This window comes from Actinosynnema sp. CS-041913 (genome assembly GCF_050942485.1).
GTDB lineage: Bacteria > Actinomycetota > Actinomycetes > Mycobacteriales > Pseudonocardiaceae > Actinosynnema.
Genome location: NZ_CP192037.1, coordinates 6,084,938 through 6,101,786 on the forward strand (window position 1 = coordinate 6,084,938; position 16,849 = coordinate 6,101,786).

At 67.3% G+C, this 16,849-nt stretch carries 14 protein-coding genes and 1 tRNA gene; 2 read left to right on the forward strand and 13 right to left on the reverse strand.

All coding sequences use genetic code 11. The features are described 5' to 3' along the window. Positions 1–178: 178 nt before the first annotated feature. The 6 genes from ACQPZF_RS27355 to ACQPZF_RS27380 all read right to left on the reverse strand — a co-directional run bounded on the left by ACQPZF_RS27355 (position 179) and on the right by ACQPZF_RS27380 (position 6,099). A complete protein-coding gene (locus ACQPZF_RS27355; RefSeq protein WP_433261628.1) occupies positions 179–592 on the reverse strand; it encodes a hypothetical protein in 414 nt (137 codons plus the stop codon). A gap of 105 nt (positions 593–697) precedes the next feature. After that, positions 698–1,006: a hypothetical protein gene (locus ACQPZF_RS27360; RefSeq protein ID WP_433261631.1), complete on the reverse strand. Its 309-nt coding sequence runs from the start codon at positions 1,004–1,006 to the stop codon at positions 698–700. A gap of 1,259 nt (positions 1,007–2,265) precedes the next feature. Next, positions 2,266–3,156, reverse strand: coding sequence for an IS3 family transposase (locus ACQPZF_RS27365; protein WP_433261633.1), 891 nt, complete (start codon positions 3,154–3,156; stop codon positions 2,266–2,268). Beyond that, positions 3,153–3,455: a transposase gene (locus ACQPZF_RS27370; RefSeq protein ID WP_433261635.1), complete on the reverse strand. Its 303-nt coding sequence runs from the start codon at positions 3,453–3,455 to the stop codon at positions 3,153–3,155. Before ACQPZF_RS27370 ends, ACQPZF_RS27365 begins: the two co-directional genes overlap by 4 nt. Before the next feature lie 1,118 nt (positions 3,456–4,573). Then, positions 4,574–5,038, reverse strand: a complete 465-nt coding sequence (locus ACQPZF_RS27375) for a hypothetical protein (RefSeq protein ID WP_433261637.1) — start codon at positions 5,036–5,038, stop codon at positions 4,574–4,576. Next, on the reverse strand, positions 5,035–6,099 hold the full coding sequence (locus ACQPZF_RS27380) for a tyrosine-type recombinase/integrase (protein WP_433261640.1): 1,065 nt from the start codon (positions 6,097–6,099) through the stop codon (positions 5,035–5,037). Before ACQPZF_RS27380 ends, ACQPZF_RS27375 begins: the two co-directional genes overlap by 4 nt. Positions 6,100–6,245: 146 nt before the next feature. Between ACQPZF_RS27380 and ACQPZF_RS27385 the strand changes: the two genes are divergently transcribed. After that, positions 6,246–6,518, forward strand: a complete 273-nt coding sequence (locus tag ACQPZF_RS27385) for a helix-turn-helix domain-containing protein (RefSeq protein WP_433274715.1) — start codon at positions 6,246–6,248, stop codon at positions 6,516–6,518. Positions 6,519–6,888: 370 nt separating this feature from the next. Beyond that, positions 6,889–10,113, forward strand: a complete 3,225-nt coding sequence (locus tag ACQPZF_RS27390; protein ID WP_433261642.1) for a hypothetical protein — start codon at positions 6,889–6,891, stop codon at positions 10,111–10,113. Positions 10,114–10,493: 380 nt separating this feature from the next. Here the strand turns inward: ACQPZF_RS27390 and ACQPZF_RS27395 are convergent, their stop codons facing one another. The 7 genes from ACQPZF_RS27395 to ACQPZF_RS27425 all read right to left on the reverse strand — a co-directional run bounded on the left by ACQPZF_RS27395 (position 10,494) and on the right by ACQPZF_RS27425 (position 15,847). After that, positions 10,494–11,402 carry a DUF4231 domain-containing protein gene (locus ACQPZF_RS27395; RefSeq protein ID WP_433261645.1) on the reverse strand — a complete coding sequence of 303 codons (909 nt, stop codon included), beginning with the start codon at positions 11,400–11,402 and terminating at the stop codon, positions 10,494–10,496. A gap of 6 nt (positions 11,403–11,408) precedes the next feature. Further along, positions 11,409–11,870, reverse strand: coding sequence for a cell division protein SepF (gene sepF, locus ACQPZF_RS27400; protein WP_433261647.1), 462 nt, complete (start codon positions 11,868–11,870; stop codon positions 11,409–11,411). 58 nt (positions 11,871–11,928) lie between these two features. Further along, positions 11,929–12,129 carry a hypothetical protein gene (locus ACQPZF_RS27405; protein WP_433261649.1) on the reverse strand — a complete coding sequence of 67 codons (201 nt, stop codon included), beginning with the start codon at positions 12,127–12,129 and terminating at the stop codon, positions 11,929–11,931. A 1,258-nt stretch (positions 12,130–13,387) separates the two neighbouring features. Beyond that, positions 13,388–13,546: a hypothetical protein gene (locus tag ACQPZF_RS27410; RefSeq protein WP_433261651.1), complete on the reverse strand. Its 159-nt coding sequence runs from the start codon at positions 13,544–13,546 to the stop codon at positions 13,388–13,390. Between the two features lie 569 nt (positions 13,547–14,115). Next, entirely contained in the window at positions 14,116–15,120 is a 1,005-nt protein-coding gene (locus ACQPZF_RS27415; RefSeq protein WP_433261653.1) for a tyrosine-type recombinase/integrase, read from the reverse strand. After that, entirely contained in the window at positions 15,110–15,490 is a 381-nt protein-coding gene (locus ACQPZF_RS27420; protein ID WP_433261655.1) for a hypothetical protein, read from the reverse strand. Before ACQPZF_RS27420 ends, ACQPZF_RS27415 begins: the two co-directional genes overlap by 11 nt. 271 nt (positions 15,491–15,761) lie before the next feature. After that, positions 15,762–15,847 (reverse strand) — tRNA-Leu (locus ACQPZF_RS27425). Between the last annotated feature and the right edge of the window lie 1,002 nt (positions 15,848–16,849).

Genomic DNA, 16,849 nt, shown 5'->3' on the forward strand with positions numbered 1-16,849 from the left:
GACAGTTGAACATGCAGTATCGCCATCACGACCCAAAGACGTCAGATCGTTGCTTCCGCAAGCGGCGAGCGTGGCTGCTCGCCCACCGAGCCGGTCGGCCATCTCCGATCAACCGACCTCGCGTGACCGCGTCACCGGACGCCGCCCGATGGAGGGCAGACTAGGTTTCGAAGATCTTTTACGGGTGGTTAACATTCTTGGTCGTCGCGCAATATGTCACCCGGTTGTCCAAATCAGTCACGCTGACGTAGATGGCGATCCTCGCCCCGTTCACGACGGCGAAGACACTCAGCGGATGACTGGAGTCGATGAAGACGTCGCGATTCTCGGAGGCGTCGTCGTCGTCGAACGAGAGGAAGACACGCCCGGCACCACCAGGTAGGATCTCACTGAGACCGGCTCCGGTTACTCTCAACTGCCACGCATTGACAGGCTGCTGAGTCCTGGCGTACACCTGGATCCTGTCGCCGCAGTCCGGTGGCGGAGGCATGAAATCGGCCGGGCCGCCTTCGGCGGAAGCGGTCGAGTTGGGCACCAATAACGCAGTCAGCGTGAGCGGCAAGGCAGCGATGATCGAAAAGATCCTTTTCAAGGACATTCCCCCACTATTCAACGACGCATAGTCTCCGTTCGATACTTCTCGAAACTAACGAGGAGGATCGTCCGGTCGTACCGCCGATCGGGTGACCGGTTGTGTTCACCCTTTTCCTTGGACGTGGGTGCCGAACTCCTGGGCCAGCGCAGCCGCACGAACAACGTGCTCCTCGTATGCGTCGAGCAGTCGAACCGTTTCCATGCCCCACTCCTCGGTGTTCGAGATGTCAGCGCGGACGCGGCGGGCGATGTCGCCTGCGAGGAACGTGAGTGCGATCTGTGCCGCGCTGAGTTCCTTGAGCATGGCCGGCTCCGAGGGTGCCGACTCGGCGGACAGGGCATCGGACAAGACGTCTCGAAGAGCGTGCAGCGCCAGGCGTACCCGGCGGTGCGGGGGCGTGTCGTCCAGCACAGGTTCTCCATCCGGTGTCGGGCGTCGAGGCTGATCCGACGTGCAGGGTATCGGCCAATGCCTGACCAGCGGACCCCCGACACCCTCGGCTACCACCACGTCACCACCCACAAGACCGCCACCCAGGCAGGCGCGACCTGAAGTTGATCCGCACCAGGTGTTCGGCGGCTCACGACGGTGCTTCCCTGTGACAGCAGCAGTGCCGGGTGTTGGGCCAGGACCGAGTTCTCGACCCGAAAACGGGACGGCGCGAGACATCGGCTTCGACCGCGCAGTCCGGGCGGTCGACTACCGACCGACCTTCGCCCACGAGCCCGTCCTCGCCGCTTCGACCACGCCACAATGCTCGACGAGGACGTGCCGGACGCCTACACACCTGGGTCGAGCCTGCCCGACGAGTGGTACGGCGGGGGACGCGCTCGCCGACGACGCGTCGGTTGAGCCGTGGTGGGGGCACTTCGCCCGGATGGCGGTCGGCGAGGCGATCCACGAGACGCCGGAGTACTTTCGCGTCGACGGCGCGCTGTGGCTGGACCCGCATGGCAGGCACGCCAACTCGACGACCTCGACAACACCACCAACGACGGTCCGAACGGAACCGCTGCCCCTTCAGAGGCGACCCTCTGGGAGGGAAACAATCATCGCCAACGGGGGAACGGCGCCAGTTTCCACCACCCACGCCGCTGCTCAGTGTGCATTCCGTCGGCGGCCCGTTCTCCGACATCCTGGCCGCGCGGGCGTGAGTCGCGCACGCGGTCGGCGACATCGAGCAGGCGCTGGCCGACCTGTCCGATCGTGAGGATCGTATTCTGGGGTGGGTTGTACTCGCCCGGCCTCGATCGCGTTTTCGTCCTTGCCGACCCGCTCGGCGTCGCGCCGCTCGAACTGTTCCAGTGGAGCGACTCGTGATCCGCTCCATCGAGTGGATCACACCCAGTGTCCACAGCGGAGAGTGTCGGTCGAGGAATCGGCGTTCACCGACCGGCACCTTCACGGCCGCCATCACCTCGGCGCGTGATCAACGATCACAGTCGGCTCAGCTCGGCCAACGGGTGTGGCTCACCTGTCTAGGCCGACAACCCCTGGGCCACCTCCACTGGCATCCCCTTGATGTAGGTCAGCGTGGAGCCACCTCTGGTGTCGGTGTGTCCCGCGGAGGCTCGGGCGACGGCACAACCGTAGTGACGTTCCACCCAGGTCAGCGTCGTATGGCGCAACCTGGGGTTGACCCGTTTTGACGGACAAGGTCGATGAGGTGGTCAGGCTACCCGGTTTACCGGGTGGTGTCGGGTCGCCTCGTAGGTGGCAGGGCTGAGGTAGCCGAGGCTGGAATGCAGGCGGCGGGTGTTGAACCAGCCCTCGATGTACTCGAAGATCGCCTTGTGTGCCATCGTCCTGGTGGGCCACGGTTGCCGGTCGAGCAGTTCGGTTTTGATGGTGGCGAAGAACGATTCCGCGACCGCGTTATCCCAGCACTGGCCCTTGCGGCCCACCGACAAACGCACTCCCAACTCGTCGGCCAGGGCACCGAACCGGGTGGACGTGTATTGACAGCCGCGGTCGGCGTGGAAGATCACGCCGGGCTCGGGCCGCCGTTGCCGCACGGCGTTGTCCAGGGCCCGGGCGACGAGGTCGGTGCGCAGGTGGTCGGCGGTGGCCCAACCGACGACGCGCCGGGAGGCGATGTCGATCACGATGGCCAGGTAGAGCCACCCTTCCCAGGTGTGGATATAGGTGATGTCACCGCACCACCGGGTGTCGATCTCCGTTGCGGCGCAGGAGAAATCCCGACGGATCAGGTCCGCCGGGACGGTCGCGGCGGGGTCGGGGACGGTGGTGGTGCGCCACCGTTTCGGGGCGCGTCCGGCCCGGCCGGCGGCGCGCAGAAGTCGGGCGACGCGCTTGCGGGAATGCCTTCCGCCCCGCGCCCGCAGTTCGGCGTGCACCCGTGGCGCCCCGTAGGTGCCCTTGGACTCGTCGTGGATCGCGACCACCTGCGCGGTCAGGTCCGCGTCCTGCCGTGCGCGGGCGGAAGGAGCACCGGCGCGGTGGGCGTAGTAGGCGGATCGGGAGACCTTCAGCAGCGTGCACGCCCGATGGACGTTGCCGCCGCCCGTCTTCTCCGCCTCGATGAACGGATACACGTTCACCGGATCTCCTTCGCGAAGAAAACCGTGGCACGCTTGAGGATCTCCACGTCCTCGGTCAGGCGGCGGTTCTCCCGCCGCAACCGGGCGAGCTCCTCCCGCTCGTCGGTGGTCAACCCGTCGGTACGGATCCCCGCGTCACGCTCGGCCTGCACGACCCACTGCCGCACCGCGGTCTCGGTCAGATCGAAGTCCGACGCCACCTGACCCACCGACCGGTCGCCCCGCCGGCACAACTCGACGATCTCGGCCTTGAACTCCGGGGTGAACGATCGGCGAGGCCGCCGCTTCTTCCTGCCCATGGGCTCCATGATGGGACATCCCTCCGGGGAAACGCGTCCCCTGATCTCAGATGTCCGTCAAAACGGGACAAGCCCAACCAGTGCATCGACAACTCGAGGTGTGCCGCCCACTTCAGGCTCTTCTGCACCCGCATCCACAACAAGTCGTATCGTCGTCCGGTCAGCGGTGTGCCGTCCGGATGTCGTAGGAGTTGATCATCAGCATGCCGCGCTCCGCGCGAGTCCGCATGTTCCGTCAACAGCGCGAACCAACGTCGGCCTGGATCGGCTGCCACCGCTCGGTACCGAACTTCTCCCGAAGCCGTACTGTACTGCGCAGGACTCGGTGTCCAGGTCGGGGCCAAGCGGAGATCAAGCACCCCGGCCTTGCGGCACGCCGTCTCGGTGTGCAACCGCAGCAGCAGCGAATCCAACGCCACATCTCTGCCACTGGTGGCGACGACATAATTGATCGCCGCCATCTCGCGGTGCGTCAACGCGCGACGCACATTGGGCAGCCGACGTGGGAGCTCGACCTCCATCGCCGGATTGGTCCCGGCCCTGAGTAGACCGTCCACGATGGCCAACCGGAAGAACATCCCGCATCGCCCGAACCGCACTCTCGCCGGCATGCCTGCCCTTGCGACCGTTGGAACGCACCTGGGCCTTGCTGGTCGCCAGCCGTTGAAGAGCCAACACGTCAGTCGGCTTGACCTCGTCGATCCCCTTCGAGCCGAACGCGCGCACAGCGCGTTCCCAGTGCACACCGTACTTCTGCAACTGCGACGGCGATGCCGCCGCCAACACCCGCGGCAAGTACTCCGAGACCGTCGGAAACTTCGTCGTGGGAAGTAGATCCGACAACTCGACGCCCACCTCCCGGAGGAGCCGCCGAACGAGTTCGATCTTGCCGAAGTCATCGGACGCGGAGAGCCCCCTGGGCAACGGCATAGTGCCGGAAGAGTAGATCGGCGATGATCACCGGTGGAGCGGCCCGGTGATCACTGGCCGCTCCACCAGGCGGACGAATCCGGATCCCGGATCGTTCCGACAGGCGCCGGAGGCACGCTCCCACCTACGGCCGCACGGTCTGGCGAGCAGAGCTCGCGTGGACGACATCCGTCAGCTCAAGGTCGTGCTCAGCGTGTTGGTCGCGTGCGGTTCGCTCTGCAAGGCGGTGCCGGTGTCAGATGGCCGGACACGAGCAGGCGCAGCACGCTGCCTGGGTGGACGATCAGGGTGTCGGTGGCCGGAGATGCTGTGAGCAGCACTCGGTCGCCGGTGGTGATGCCGGCCAGTGCTCGGAGCCCGGCCGGGACGAAGGCCTGTCGGCGGCTGTCGATCCTGTGTGGACTGTCGGAGTCGGGTTCGACGACGATCGCGTCGCCGCGCAGCCGTGCCCGCGTTGGCAGGCCGATGTGCCAGCCCAGTGCGTTGAGCAGTCGGGCGGCGGGTACGCGTCCGGAGTGGTCGATGGTCGAGGATGCGACGACCAGACCCGAATCTCGCCCGAGGTCGACACGTCGCGGGATGACGATCTCGGCGAGCGGGCTGACCGGCCGCTCGACTGGTGGTGTGAACAGCGGGGTGAGGTGTTCGGTCATGAGCCGACCGGGTTGAGGATGGGGAACGCGGGCAGGCCGCCGTCGGGTGGTGGTGTGGTGGCGAGTGGGTGGGGTTCACGGGTGTAGGCGGCCAGGGCGGTGGCGAGGTCGGCGATGGTGGGTTTGGTGTAGACGGCGGTGACGTCGTCGCCGCGCGGGTGGGTGTGCCCGGCGTAGCCGTGGGCGATCGAGGGGCCGTAGTGGCGGTCGACCCAGGTGAGGGTGGTGTGGCGGAGCCAGTGGGTGGAGACGTTGCGGGCCGTGACCCAGTCCAGTTGGCGGCCGACACGCTGCCAGAGGCGGTCGTAGCGGCGCCGGTTGATCGGATCGCCGTCGCGGTGGCGCAGGAGTGGTTCGGGGGTGGGTTTGTCGTTGCCGCGGTGGCGGCGGTGGTCGAGCAGGGATCGGACGAGGGTGGGGCTGGCGGGTTGCCAGCGGACGGTGTTGTTTTTCTCCCGCAGCCGGATCAGGCAGGTGGTGGGTTCGATGTCGTTCTCGCGCAGGGCCAGGGCGCCGCCGCGGCGGCAGGCGGTCTCCAGGTGCAGCCGGAACAGCAGGGTGTCCAGTGGGGCGTCGTGGCCTCCGCCGGTGATCGCGTCGGCGAGCGCGGTCACTTCTGCGGGGCCTAGGGCCCGGCGGGCGGTGGGTCGTCGGCGGGGTTTGGGCACCTTGTCGGCCGGGTTGTAGTTCGGAGGCACGAGGTTGTCGTTGATCGCCCGGTTGTAGACCGCGCGCATTGCGGCGACCAGGTGCTCGGCGACGGAGTGGCCGCCGCAGTCGTTGCGGCGGATCGTGCGGGTGGCGACCAGGCGGCGCATCAGCGCCTCGATCTCCGACGGGGCGGGCTCGTCCAGGCGGCGGTCGCCGAAGGTCTCGACGATCCGCGTCCAGTAGGTGCCGTAGGTGCGCACCGCGCCAGGGCCGGACGCGGCGATCACGGTGGGCACGTAGGCGGCGAACGTCGGCAGGTCCACCGGTATCCGCATCAGGTCATTCGGGGTCACGCCGAGCTGGGCCAGCAACAGACGGGCGGCCTGGACGGTCTTGGGGTCACTGCTCACTCATCGCCTCCACAGATGGATCGGCAACAGCACGACAGCAGCACAGAACCCGGTCTGACCAGCGCCTATACTCGCCAGACAAGGCTGCGCGACCGAATTTGTACCACCGTTGACACGGACTCGCGCGGCGTGACGTACCAAGCCCGCTGCCGTGCCGGCACCGCTCGTGCACCCGCACCTCGCGGGACGGCGCACACAGCTCGACCACCGCAACGCCGCCCCCCGGGCCGAACGCGACTGGCCCTGGGGAGCAACTCGCCGAGGCCACCGGGTTCGACCGCAAAACCGTCGACCGCGTCGAGAATGGCCGCCACTCCCCCGGCCTCGACCGCGTCTTCGTCCTCGCCGAAGAACTCCACGTCGAGCCCGCCGAACTCTTCCACCAGCACGACACCGGCAGACCAGACTCGATCGGGTGACGGCACGCATCGCCGTTCATCCACATGCGACGCTGATCCAGGGCGAGCGGAAAAGACATTCCTGCAGTCCCGATGACGGGGGCGGGCCGGGACGTCCGCGCGCCATATCGGTTGGCGAGGAGTCGTTGCCAGGGGGCATTTGGTTCCACATGGCGTGCCCGGTCCGCACTTCTGTCACCGCAGCCGCGCAAGGGGATACGGTGCCAACGTGTCGAGGAGCAGCACCGGGGGATCCGGAGCGTCGCGCGGGTACGGTTTTGAGGTCCAGGTAGGCGCGATGTTCGCCGCACATGTGTTGGCGGAACGTCCGTTGGCGTCGAATCCGTCCCGGCCGTGGCCGAACACAGCGGGTTGGCCCACACGTGTGGGCATGCAGACCGGATACCCGGTGGACGACGTCTGTGTCGTCACCCACGACGGCGGATTCATCGTCGTTCAAGCGAAGACGAATCTGAGGCTGGAGGCCACCGAGGGGTCACCGTTGGCTCAGGCACTGGCACAGGCCGTACGGATGTATCGGGAGGGGATTCCCTACGACACCACGGAACCGGGGTCCGGTAGGGCTTGGAACGCCACCGTCGACCGAATCGTGATCGCGACAGACCATGCGGCCCCGGCGACAGTGCGTCACGCTCTGGTCACCGTCGTCGATCGACTGGCCACCGCCCCTGGGTGGTCCGACGAGCGTCAACTGGTCGACAACAACGGGCAACAGGCTGCTCTCGATGTCTTCAAGAAGCACGTGGACCGCCTGTGGAGGCAGGAGGCGGGTGCCGAGATCACCCGCGAGGAGTTCCGAGAGTTCTGCGCGGTGCTTCGGCTGATGGTTTTCGATCTCGAACCCGGAGGGCGGGACCTCCTCAGCGTTCATGCGCTGTTGGCAGGGGCGCTCGTCGACCGCAGTCGGATCCAATCCGCGTGGAAGAGTCTGCTGTCGGAATGTGGGCGCCTGTCCGCGGGCCGACGGTTCGCCGCCGCCGGGTCGCTGCGTGGAAACCTGGCTGTCGACGGCATCGTCGTCAACGAGGTGGAGCATCCGGGTGACGTCTGGCCCGCGTTCGCCCCCGAGGAGGTGCTCTACGGTCCGCTCGCCGCAGGACCCTTGCACGACCGCCTGGCCGAAGCCCACAGGATCCTGGACTCCGATCCTCATACTGCGGCCGAACTCTTCGCTCGGACGATGACCGATCTTCACGCCGCCGGTCACATCCACGAGGCCGCCACCATCCAGTCGCGCCTCTCCCATGCGCTGCATGCCGCCGGGCGGCACGAAACCGCAGTGCGCGCCACCGTGACCGGCGCCTGGTCGCCTCTTCAGCGGGGAGAGGTTCCATCCCAGTTCTCCGACGAGTGGGAACTGGTGGACGAACTGAGAAAGTCGCCTCAGGTACGGTCACCGGCCGGGAATGCCGTGGTGGCGATGTTGCAGTACGAAGCCGGACAGGCATCGCTGACCGATGTGGCCGTGCACGTCGCGGAACTCGACCAGGGCGACGAACACGCCGGAGAGCTCCTGTTGTGGCTGGCCGAGGAAGCAATCGCGGCGGGTCGCCCCGAGGTGTTCGGAGATCTGTGTGATCGTGCCCTCGCCCACGCCCGAGAGGCGGCCGCCGAAGCAAGGGAGTTGGCCGGACGGCTACGGATCGCAGTGGCGGAGTGCCGCGAGGAATGGCCGTCCCTGCTGGCCGTGATCGAGGCGGACTGCGGCGGTCCCCTGTACGCCCTGGCTCTGGCACGACACGGACAGGCGCTCGCAAAGGAATGCAGGCTCGCGGAAGCCGTCGACAGCTACGAGAAGGCCATCGAACGTGCCACCGGCGAACACATGTACGCCGAGATCCGCAACTGGCTGTACGACCTGAGGAACCTCCGCCACGCCCTCGGCGGACCCGGAACGGGCCACGAGACCCACTACACGGCACAGTCACTTCCTCAAGGCCACAAGATCAGCGTGTTCCAGGGCGAGGAGCTCCTGCTGGCACGTGGACTTGAGTCTCTCACTCCCGAGCGGTACGACAGAGCCCGCCGCATCTTCATGCGGTTGAGGCATCGCATGTCCGCAGGTGCCGCACTGGGCATGCAGCGCCAGTGCGAGAAGAACCTCGGGGCCGCCCACGCCTCGGACAACCCCGAACACGCCGTCGGCTGCTACCTGCGGGCAGGCGAATCCGCCATGGCCGTGGCGCTGGTACGAGACCAGCCCGACGCACCTCTCATCCCCGATCGTGCCTGGCTCAACGGCCCTGTGTGGCAACTCCGGGCGACCTACGAATTCCTCGGAGCACACGGCGATCTCGTGCCCGACTCACACGCGCGGCCGGTGTTCGAGGAACTCGGCGACAGGCTGATCACCACGGGCACCGTCCCTGGCTGGTCGATCCTCGCGGCGAACGAGGCCCTGCTAGGCCCGCTCGCGGCTCTCGCGTGGGCGTCCATGCCCACCACGGCCGCCAGGTTGGTCGACCGGCTGGCCCCGGCCGCACGAAGCGGCCGGTTCCCACGGGCGATCAAGGATCACGTTTCGCTTCTCCTGGGATGCGCCCGTACCCACCCCACGCTCGCCGCCGAGGCCGCCGACCAGTTCGCGAACCTGGCCCGATCATCCACGCGGGCGTTGGAGATCACTTCCGACGCTATGCTGACCAGCCTGGCCCCCGCCAAGGAACTGCTGGTCAAACGACTGTCGCAGGCCGCCATCGAGGGAAGAGCGCCGTGGCTCATTCCCGTACTCGTCGGACTGGGTGTCCAAACACCCGACATCGTCGAGCACGCCAAGGCGTCCCTGGACGCCGCAGCTGCACCACGGTCGTATCAACGGAACTCCCTGAGTTTCGGCAGCGACATGGTCAGCGTCGCCCAACTCTCCCCTGTCTGCGACCTCGACCGTCGCAGCCGGTTCTTGACCGCGATGCTCGACATCGCCCTCGAACCCCGCGAACCGAACCTCGAACGCCACGAGGCGATCGACGCCATCGTGACCGTCGTTCACCTGTGCGGAGTCAACGCGCTCGACCCGGGACTGCGCGCCAGGATCGGAAACGCAATCCGACCACTCGCCGCCGGTCAGGGCGTCACACCTGACGACGACCCTGCCGCCCTGCAGATAGGTTCCCCGAAGGAGTTGATCCTCGCCGCCAACCGCCTCCTGATCGTCCTCGCCGAGAACGATCAGGACCAACGGACCCTGGCCCGCACTCTGCTGCTGACCCTGATGGACGGCGACATCGACAACCCCCGGCTCCTGCGAAGCGCACTCTCCCAAGCACCGGCCGACACGTTCCGCCACGACCTGCTCGCTCTCGCCGTCTCGCGCTCTCCCTCCATCCGGGTATTCGCCGCACAATGCTGGACCCGGATCCCCGACACCGACCCCGCCATTGGACAACGTCTGGCCGCCGACCCGTCTGGCCTCGTACGCCTGGCCCTGGCACACAGCCTCACCTCCACCGTCAAAGGCGGCACCGACGACATCCGATCCACACTCGGAAAAGACTGCAGAGCCAGTGTTCGCGCAGCCATCCAGCCACCATTACGCCGGTGTCCACGGCAGGGAGTTCCTGGCCACACCCCGAAATGCCCGGTTCCAGGAACCTGATCGTGGTCCACTACGACTCTTCACCCGGAGACATCGCAGGAGCACGGTCAGCGGCGAGCGAGGCGAGACCGGGTGCAGGCAACAACCAGCACCCACATCCCGCAAATCCAGCACCACCTCGGTGCAGCGCAGCCGCCGCTAAAAAGGGCACCGTGGGCGAACACTGCCCCGTCGAACTCGGCGTTCCCGGTCAGGCCGGACTTCACGCTCCTGAATCCGGTTCCGGTGCTCCTCCCGGGCGGCCCGGTCGGCGTTCTCACCGGGTGGCCCGTCCGGCGCGTCAAACGACATCCTCAGATAGGCGCACAGCACGCCGACCACAGTCGGCCGCAGGTCAGGACGGTCCGGATTGTCCTGCGCCCGGCATTCCAGCGCATACCTCAAGCCTCGCCACTGCTGCGGACTTCGGGCGGCTGCTCCAGGTTCTGCTGGCGCTTGCGCTGTTCAGACTTCAGCCTGTGGACCTCTTCGACGAAGTCGGCGAGGGCATCCGCAGCGGTGTCGGCCCGCTTGTAGCGCCCGACGCCGACCTCGAACGCCTCCCACTCGTGCTCGATCGCGTCGGCGGTCTGTTGGAGATAGAAGCTGCGCTCCTTGTACTTGTAGTAGCCCATGAACCCGCTCGCGAGACCAACCGCGACGGCGATGCCGAACGTAACCCACCGCAGTGCCTGGAGTTCGGCTGCGATCGCCGACGACCCAGTCGCGCCGAGCGCACCCACGATCAGCACGCCTTGAAGGAAGTTGTTGACGTTGCGGTACTTGCGACTCTCCTCTCGCAGCCTCTCGATGTCCGCGTAGGCATCCTCCTTGTAGAGCAGCCGACGCGTGGTAGTGTCGTAGAGCCCATGTGCGACCTTGAATTTGCGCAGGTCGTGCTTGCGTGCGAGTTCAAGATCCAACTCGAGTTCGGTCTGCCGGCGTCGCACTCCGCCAGCGTCCGGCTCGAGCGGGCCGCCCGGGTTGTTGTACAGACGTCTCGCGTTCCACAGCAGAACTAAGACGACTACGAGTCCCGGAAGGTAAAACGGCCTCAACTGATCCCACTGGAACAAGTCCAGGAAGAACAGCACATACATGATGAGCGCCAAGATCGGCCCGAGCACGATCGAGCATTGAGCGAAGATTCGACGCCGCCGCGCGATCCGCAGCGAACTCTCCAGTTGCCGGAGAGTGTGCTTGATCTTGAGAAGTTCCTCGTTGGCGGCAAGGCTCTGTTTGCGCCGTTTGGCTTCCTGTTCGGCGGTGACGACCGCTTCGGGCTTAGCCGATGTGCTGCGCGCGGCCACGCGGGGTCACCTCGCCCGATCGAGGGTCAGCAGCACGACGGCGCCGGAGATCTGGAAGAACGTGCCACCGCCGCCCATCGTGAACCCGCCGCAGAACTCGACGAGCCGGGTCGCGGCGTCCTCGTCCAGCGCGGAGAGGTCGACGATCACGACGTGTCCCGCGCGCAGGTGCTCGACGACGTGCCACTCGGCGTCCCGGGGCTCGGTCGGTGTCAGCCGGATCGTCTCGCCCAGGTGCACGGTGGCGTCTGCGGGTGGTCCGCCGCCTCGACCGGTCAGCGCCTCGACCTCGGTGATCGCGGTGGCTACGGAGTCGCCGGGGTGGCGGATCACCGGTCGTGGCGGCGGCGGTGTCGGTGGGGCGACGCGGGGTGCGGCCACGCGAACCACGACGACTAGGGCGATCAGGATCGACAGCGGCCAGACCAGTGCCTCGACGAACCTGAGCACGAGGTCGAGAGAGGTCACGGTGCGTGAGCGTAGTGCGTAAGGCCGATCTTCGTTGCATCCCAGAGAAAATACGCTTTCACTTGGATTTGATGCGGAGTGCCGACTCGGGCAGGGCGGGCCGCTCCCATGGGTGATCGCCGGGCTCGTGCTCTGCCCCGACGTGGATGCCGTGATGGACGTCCGCGTGGTCAACGCGTAGGCCCGACCGCCGCTCAGCCTCGGCCAGCAACTTCTGCGCGCCAACCTGCTCCTCCTCCAGTTGGGCGGCGGCGTCCAATGCCCAGGCACCGATTGCGCCAGCCCACGCCACAGGGCGAGGGCTTCAGTCAACAGGCGCGCGGCCTCGTCATCCGGCTTCGTTCTCGCCGCTGCGACCAGTCGCCGGAAGCGCTGGTGCGCGTACGGCAGGCCGAGTAGCCGGTGTACCGGATCGTCTCGGACGCCGAGGCCCTCGACCAGGTCGCCGCCCCAAGCGCTCGCCCCTACGCCGAAGTGCTCGCTGTACTGGAACTGGAGCCCTGGAACGGGCCTCCTCAGCACCGGAACAATCCAGACGCGGTCGTCCGCTACTGGCACTTCGGCCCGGACGACGCGGGCCAGGTCGCGTACCTGATTCTCGAAGAACAACGCGAGCTGCACACCTGCTGCTCGCCCACTGACTGGGCTGACCACGCCGCTAGATCCCGCCTACTTCGCAACGGTGACGGAGCTCCGGAGATCGGCCTCGGGGATCGTGGCGTTCTCTGCCAGCAGCGACTCTCTCAGGGTGGAACATCTGGTGTCGCTTGGCCGACTTTGTGTGCCGACGTGCCCCTTGGAGCGGTCAGGTGATCACCGGACCGCTCCACGGGGCCGACAACGTGGGGCCCCGATCAACCGACAGGCGCCGGAGCTACGCTCCCACCTACGGCCGCACGGCCTGGCAGGCGGAGCTCGCGTGAACGACACCTGTCGATTCGAGGTCGTGCTCAGCGGGCTGGTTGCGCCCGCGCGCGTTCGTCCAACTCGGCGTGCCTGCCGTCGAAGAACAGCGCGTCGGCAAGAGCCTCGGCACGGTACTTGTCGCCGCCGTGAGCCCGCTCCGGAGCCAGTCCAGAACGCGGTCGACACCGTCCTGTCGACCGTGCCCTGTGGCACAACTCGATCAGCAGACTGTCGTCGATGCCGTAGTAGAAGTTCCACTCCTCGTCCGACCACTCTTCACCCGACCACTCCTCATCCGAGAAGTCGCCGTAGGGCAGGAGGAACCTGTCGACCGGCCGACCAACGACCCCGCGGGCCGCGCCGGCGGTTCGCGCGCTGGCTGGCGCGGGACCGGTCGTTCGACCGCGATCCTCACCGGACCGGAAACCGCGGGCCAAGGAAAGCTGGGCTGCCGACCGGGAAATGTTCGAAGGCCCGAGTCGCGTTCGACCGCGGGACGCCCCGGTAGTTGCTTGTGTCGAGGATTCGCGACGCGTTCCCGTCCCTCCACGTTGTCCGGCAGCCAAAGGCCGGTGTGCAGTCGCCCACAACCGCACCCGACCAAGCCCCTGCTAGAGGCTTGTTCCGCTCAGCATCCGCTCGACCCCGGCGGGAAGTGCGGAGGCGACGCGGGCGATGTCGGCGGTGTAGCTGACGGGAGCCGTGATGGCGGTGCGGAAGCCGGTGGCGTGGTGGCGGCAGACCTCGAGCGGACCGCTGAGGGTGATCACACCGTCGACTGGGAGCCACTCGGGGGCGTAATCCCGTACGACCGCGCCGTATCGGCCCAGGAAGAGCACGCAGTCGCCGTGCTCGAGATCCCGGTACGGGAAGGGCCAAGCGAGGGTTCCACGAGCAGGGTGGCGACCTGCTCGACCGACGCGCGCCGAGCCAGATACGGCGCTGCTTCCCGCCCCGGTGCCGTATCCGAATCGGCGGCGGGTGTTCTCCCTGTGGGAGGGCAACGGCGACGAACAGGGGTGGCCAAGGTCCGGTTCTGGTCGTCGGACAACCACTGGGGGCGTCGACTCGCCACCGCCTCCACAACCTGGGGCCGACCCGGCGGTCCGTGTTGGCGGTGTCCCTCCACGTGCCTACAAGGGCGCATCGGATCGCGGCGCGGTCGCGGGAGCCGCCCTCGGCGGCGCGCAGCGAAACGACCAGCCGCGACAGCTCGGGCGAGGACCCATTCGTAGCAGCCTGGCACAGTGAAAGGTTCCCGGCGTCCGCCGACGCCCGCACCTCCATCGCTTCCTCGGACAACCGGTCCGGGCGCTGCGGTCCGAACCGAAAGGGGTGTTCAGGCCGCCTCGGCGAGGGGGTGCGCTTCGCCGGTGTAGTCGGCCAGCGCGGTGGCGACCTCGACAGGGAGTCCTTTGGTGTAGGTAGCGGTGGGGGCGCCTTTGGCGTCGGTGTGTCCGGCGTAGGCGCGGGCGACGGCGTAGCTGTAGCTGCGTTCGACCCAGGTCAGGGTCGAGTGGCGCAGCCAGTGCGCGGACACCCCGAGACTCGCCGCCCAGGGCAGCACCGCCCGGACCCGCTTCCACAACAGATCGTAACGGCGACCGGTGGCGGGCGTGTGCCTCGTGGTGCGCAGCAACGCGTCGCCCGGCCTCGTGGCACCGCGCAGGGCAGCGTGCTCGTGCAGGGCGGCGGCCAGTGTCGGGCTGACCGGCTGCCAGCGGTGCGTGCTGCCCTTCTCGCGCAACCGCACCGCGCAGCGCTGCACGTCCAGGTCGGCCAATCGCAGGTTCAGCGCACCGCCCCGGCGGCACGCGGTCTCCAGGTGCAGGCGGAACAACAGGCTGTCCAACGCCACGTCGTGGCCGCCGGTCACCACCGCCTGCGCGAGCTGGGCGATCTCCTCGCGCTGCAACGCACGCCGGGTCGACGGCAGGCGCCGAGGGAGGGCGACCTTGCGCGCGGGATCGGACTCGCGCGCGACGAATCCGTCGAGTGTGGCGAGCTTGAACACCAGCCGCATCGCCCGCACACACGCCTCCCCCGCGTACCGACCACCGCGACTGTTGGCTCGCACCCGCGCCCGCGCCACCGACAACTCCTTCAACCCCAGGATGTCGGTCACCCCGACCCGGTCCAGCCGGCGGCGACCGAACGCCTCCTCCGCACGCCGCCAGTAGGGGCGGTACCGCTGCAGCTGCGACGGCGTCGCCGCGGCACGGACACGAAGCAGGTACTCCCCCACCTTCGGCACCACCGGCGAACCCGCCACTGCGGACCGCGGCACTCCCATCGCGGCACCCACCTCGCGGAGCAGCCGCACCTTTTTCCTGTCAGAGCCCATCGGTAACACCGTCCATACAGGAGTAGTAGCGCGCCACCAGGTCCGCGACGACACGCATCGGATGGATGATCAGCACACCGAGGTCCAGACGCGCCACCAGCACCACCGGATCCCCCTTCCTGATCCCAAGAAGATCACGGGTACCGGCGCGGACCCCCACATACCCACGGGAGTCGATCCGACCCTTCCCTTCTGCGGACAGGGAAACCGTCGCCCGGTCCGATTCGACAAGGAGCTCGTAGCGAGCACCCGGAGGCCAGCCCAACGCCTCCATCAGCCACCGCTCGCCGATACGACCCGAATGATCGAAGCGGGCCACACCCACTATCAACCCGGACCCGCCGATGGCGGCACGGACGACAGGCGGCATCACAGGAGGCTCTACACGCTTCCGCCGCCGAACCGGCGGCGGCACGAACAATGGAACAGGCCGCTCAACCACCGGCCACCACCCGCCCGACGGCTGGAATCCCAGCCGAACCGGTGGAGACAACCGAAGCGAAAACACGCACGCCAAGAAGCGCATCGAGCCTCAAGGCTCGATGCGCTCTCAGTTCAGGCCGCGCCACTTGTAGCTTGATCACAGTTAGTCACTTTCGTGTGACCTCCCGTAATCACAGCGGCTGAAATTCCAGTCGATGTGGTGTCCGAGGGGGGACTTGAACCCCCACCCCCTTTCGGGGACTAGCACCTCAAGCTAGCGCGTCTGCCATTCCGCCACCCGGACTCGGCTGTCGCCGTGGTGTGCGCCTAGATTACATGATCGTCTTTCACGGTCCAAATCGGGCCCTCTGTCGTGCGGACGGTACAGCTTTTGGCTGGTCAGGGCGGGCTTGCTGGAGACCGAGAGGAGGGGTCGCCGAAGGGACAGTCGGCTCCTGAGGGTGGGTGGCTTGATAGGCCCGTGGCGGCTGTCTTGGGAAACGCTGGTGACCTTTGACGCCAGCACCCCGACGGAATCGGGGGTCCACGGGGCGCGCTGAGAGGTGGGGTGCACCGTCTTTGGTCCGCCTACCTGCCGCAGCGACCGTGAGCGAGGGGCAGGGGGTGGCCACTGCGGTGGGCGAAGCACCGTCGGCAGTCCGGCCTCCCGAGTCGAAGCGGGTGCTCGTGCAGATCAGGGTGTCGGCGCGGGCTCCGGTTCTGCGTTGGCGGGTTCGCGATGGCTAGTGAGATGAGCGCTGCACCGGCTCGGCTTCACCATCTGGAGCCGACCGGCATGCCGGCGGTGCCGCTGCGGGTGGACGGGGTGATCCGCTCGGCCGCGGTCCGCCGCCACGGCGACCACCCGAGCAGTACCTCAAGGACTACGTCTCTACTCCCTTCCATGCGGTTCGGATCTCCGGGGGCTCCCGTGATGGCGACTCAGCTATACGTCTGATGCCTTCGTCTTCCGAAGAGTCCGGCACCTACGCCAGTTCTCGACCCGAAGGTTGGTTAAGAAGGCGATGATCTCGTGACACGTCAACGCGCCGCAGCCGTGGATGTTGTGCAGGTCGGTCCGTCTTTCTGCGGCACGGGGTTGGACCAGCCGGATGATTTCGGCCGACGCCGCTCAAGGGGAACCCTGGTGTGGTGGAACGCTGATAGCCGCCAGTCGGTGACCGGACGGGAGGTGTCCGGGTGGCGATACCCGAGTCGAAACGAACCGCAGGTCCCGTGCCCGCCGTCGGCGACAGTGTGGGCGCGCCGGGTGTGTCCAATGCGGTGTCGGGAGGTGCTGCCGCTG

What these genes read in the sequence shown, in the direction of transcription:
- ACQPZF_RS27370 (WP_433261635.1), bottom strand. Translation starts at nt 3,455, where the DNA reads ATGGGCAGGAAGAAGCGGCGGCCTCGCCGATCGTTCACCCCGGAGTTC.
- ACQPZF_RS27375 (WP_433261637.1), bottom strand. Translation starts at nt 5,038, where the DNA reads ATGACCGAACACCTCACCCCGCTGTTCACACCACCAGTCGAGCGGCCG.
- ACQPZF_RS27390 (WP_433261642.1), top strand. Translation starts at nt 6,889, where the DNA reads ATGCAGACCGGATACCCGGTGGACGACGTCTGTGTCGTCACCCACGAC.
- ACQPZF_RS27415 (WP_433261653.1), bottom strand. Translation starts at nt 15,120, where the DNA reads ATGGGCTCTGACAGGAAAAAGGTGCGGCTGCTCCGCGAGGTGGGTGCC.
- ACQPZF_RS27420 (WP_433261655.1), bottom strand. Translation starts at nt 15,490, where the DNA reads ATGCCGCCTGTCGTCCGTGCCGCCATCGGCGGGTCCGGGTTGATAGTG.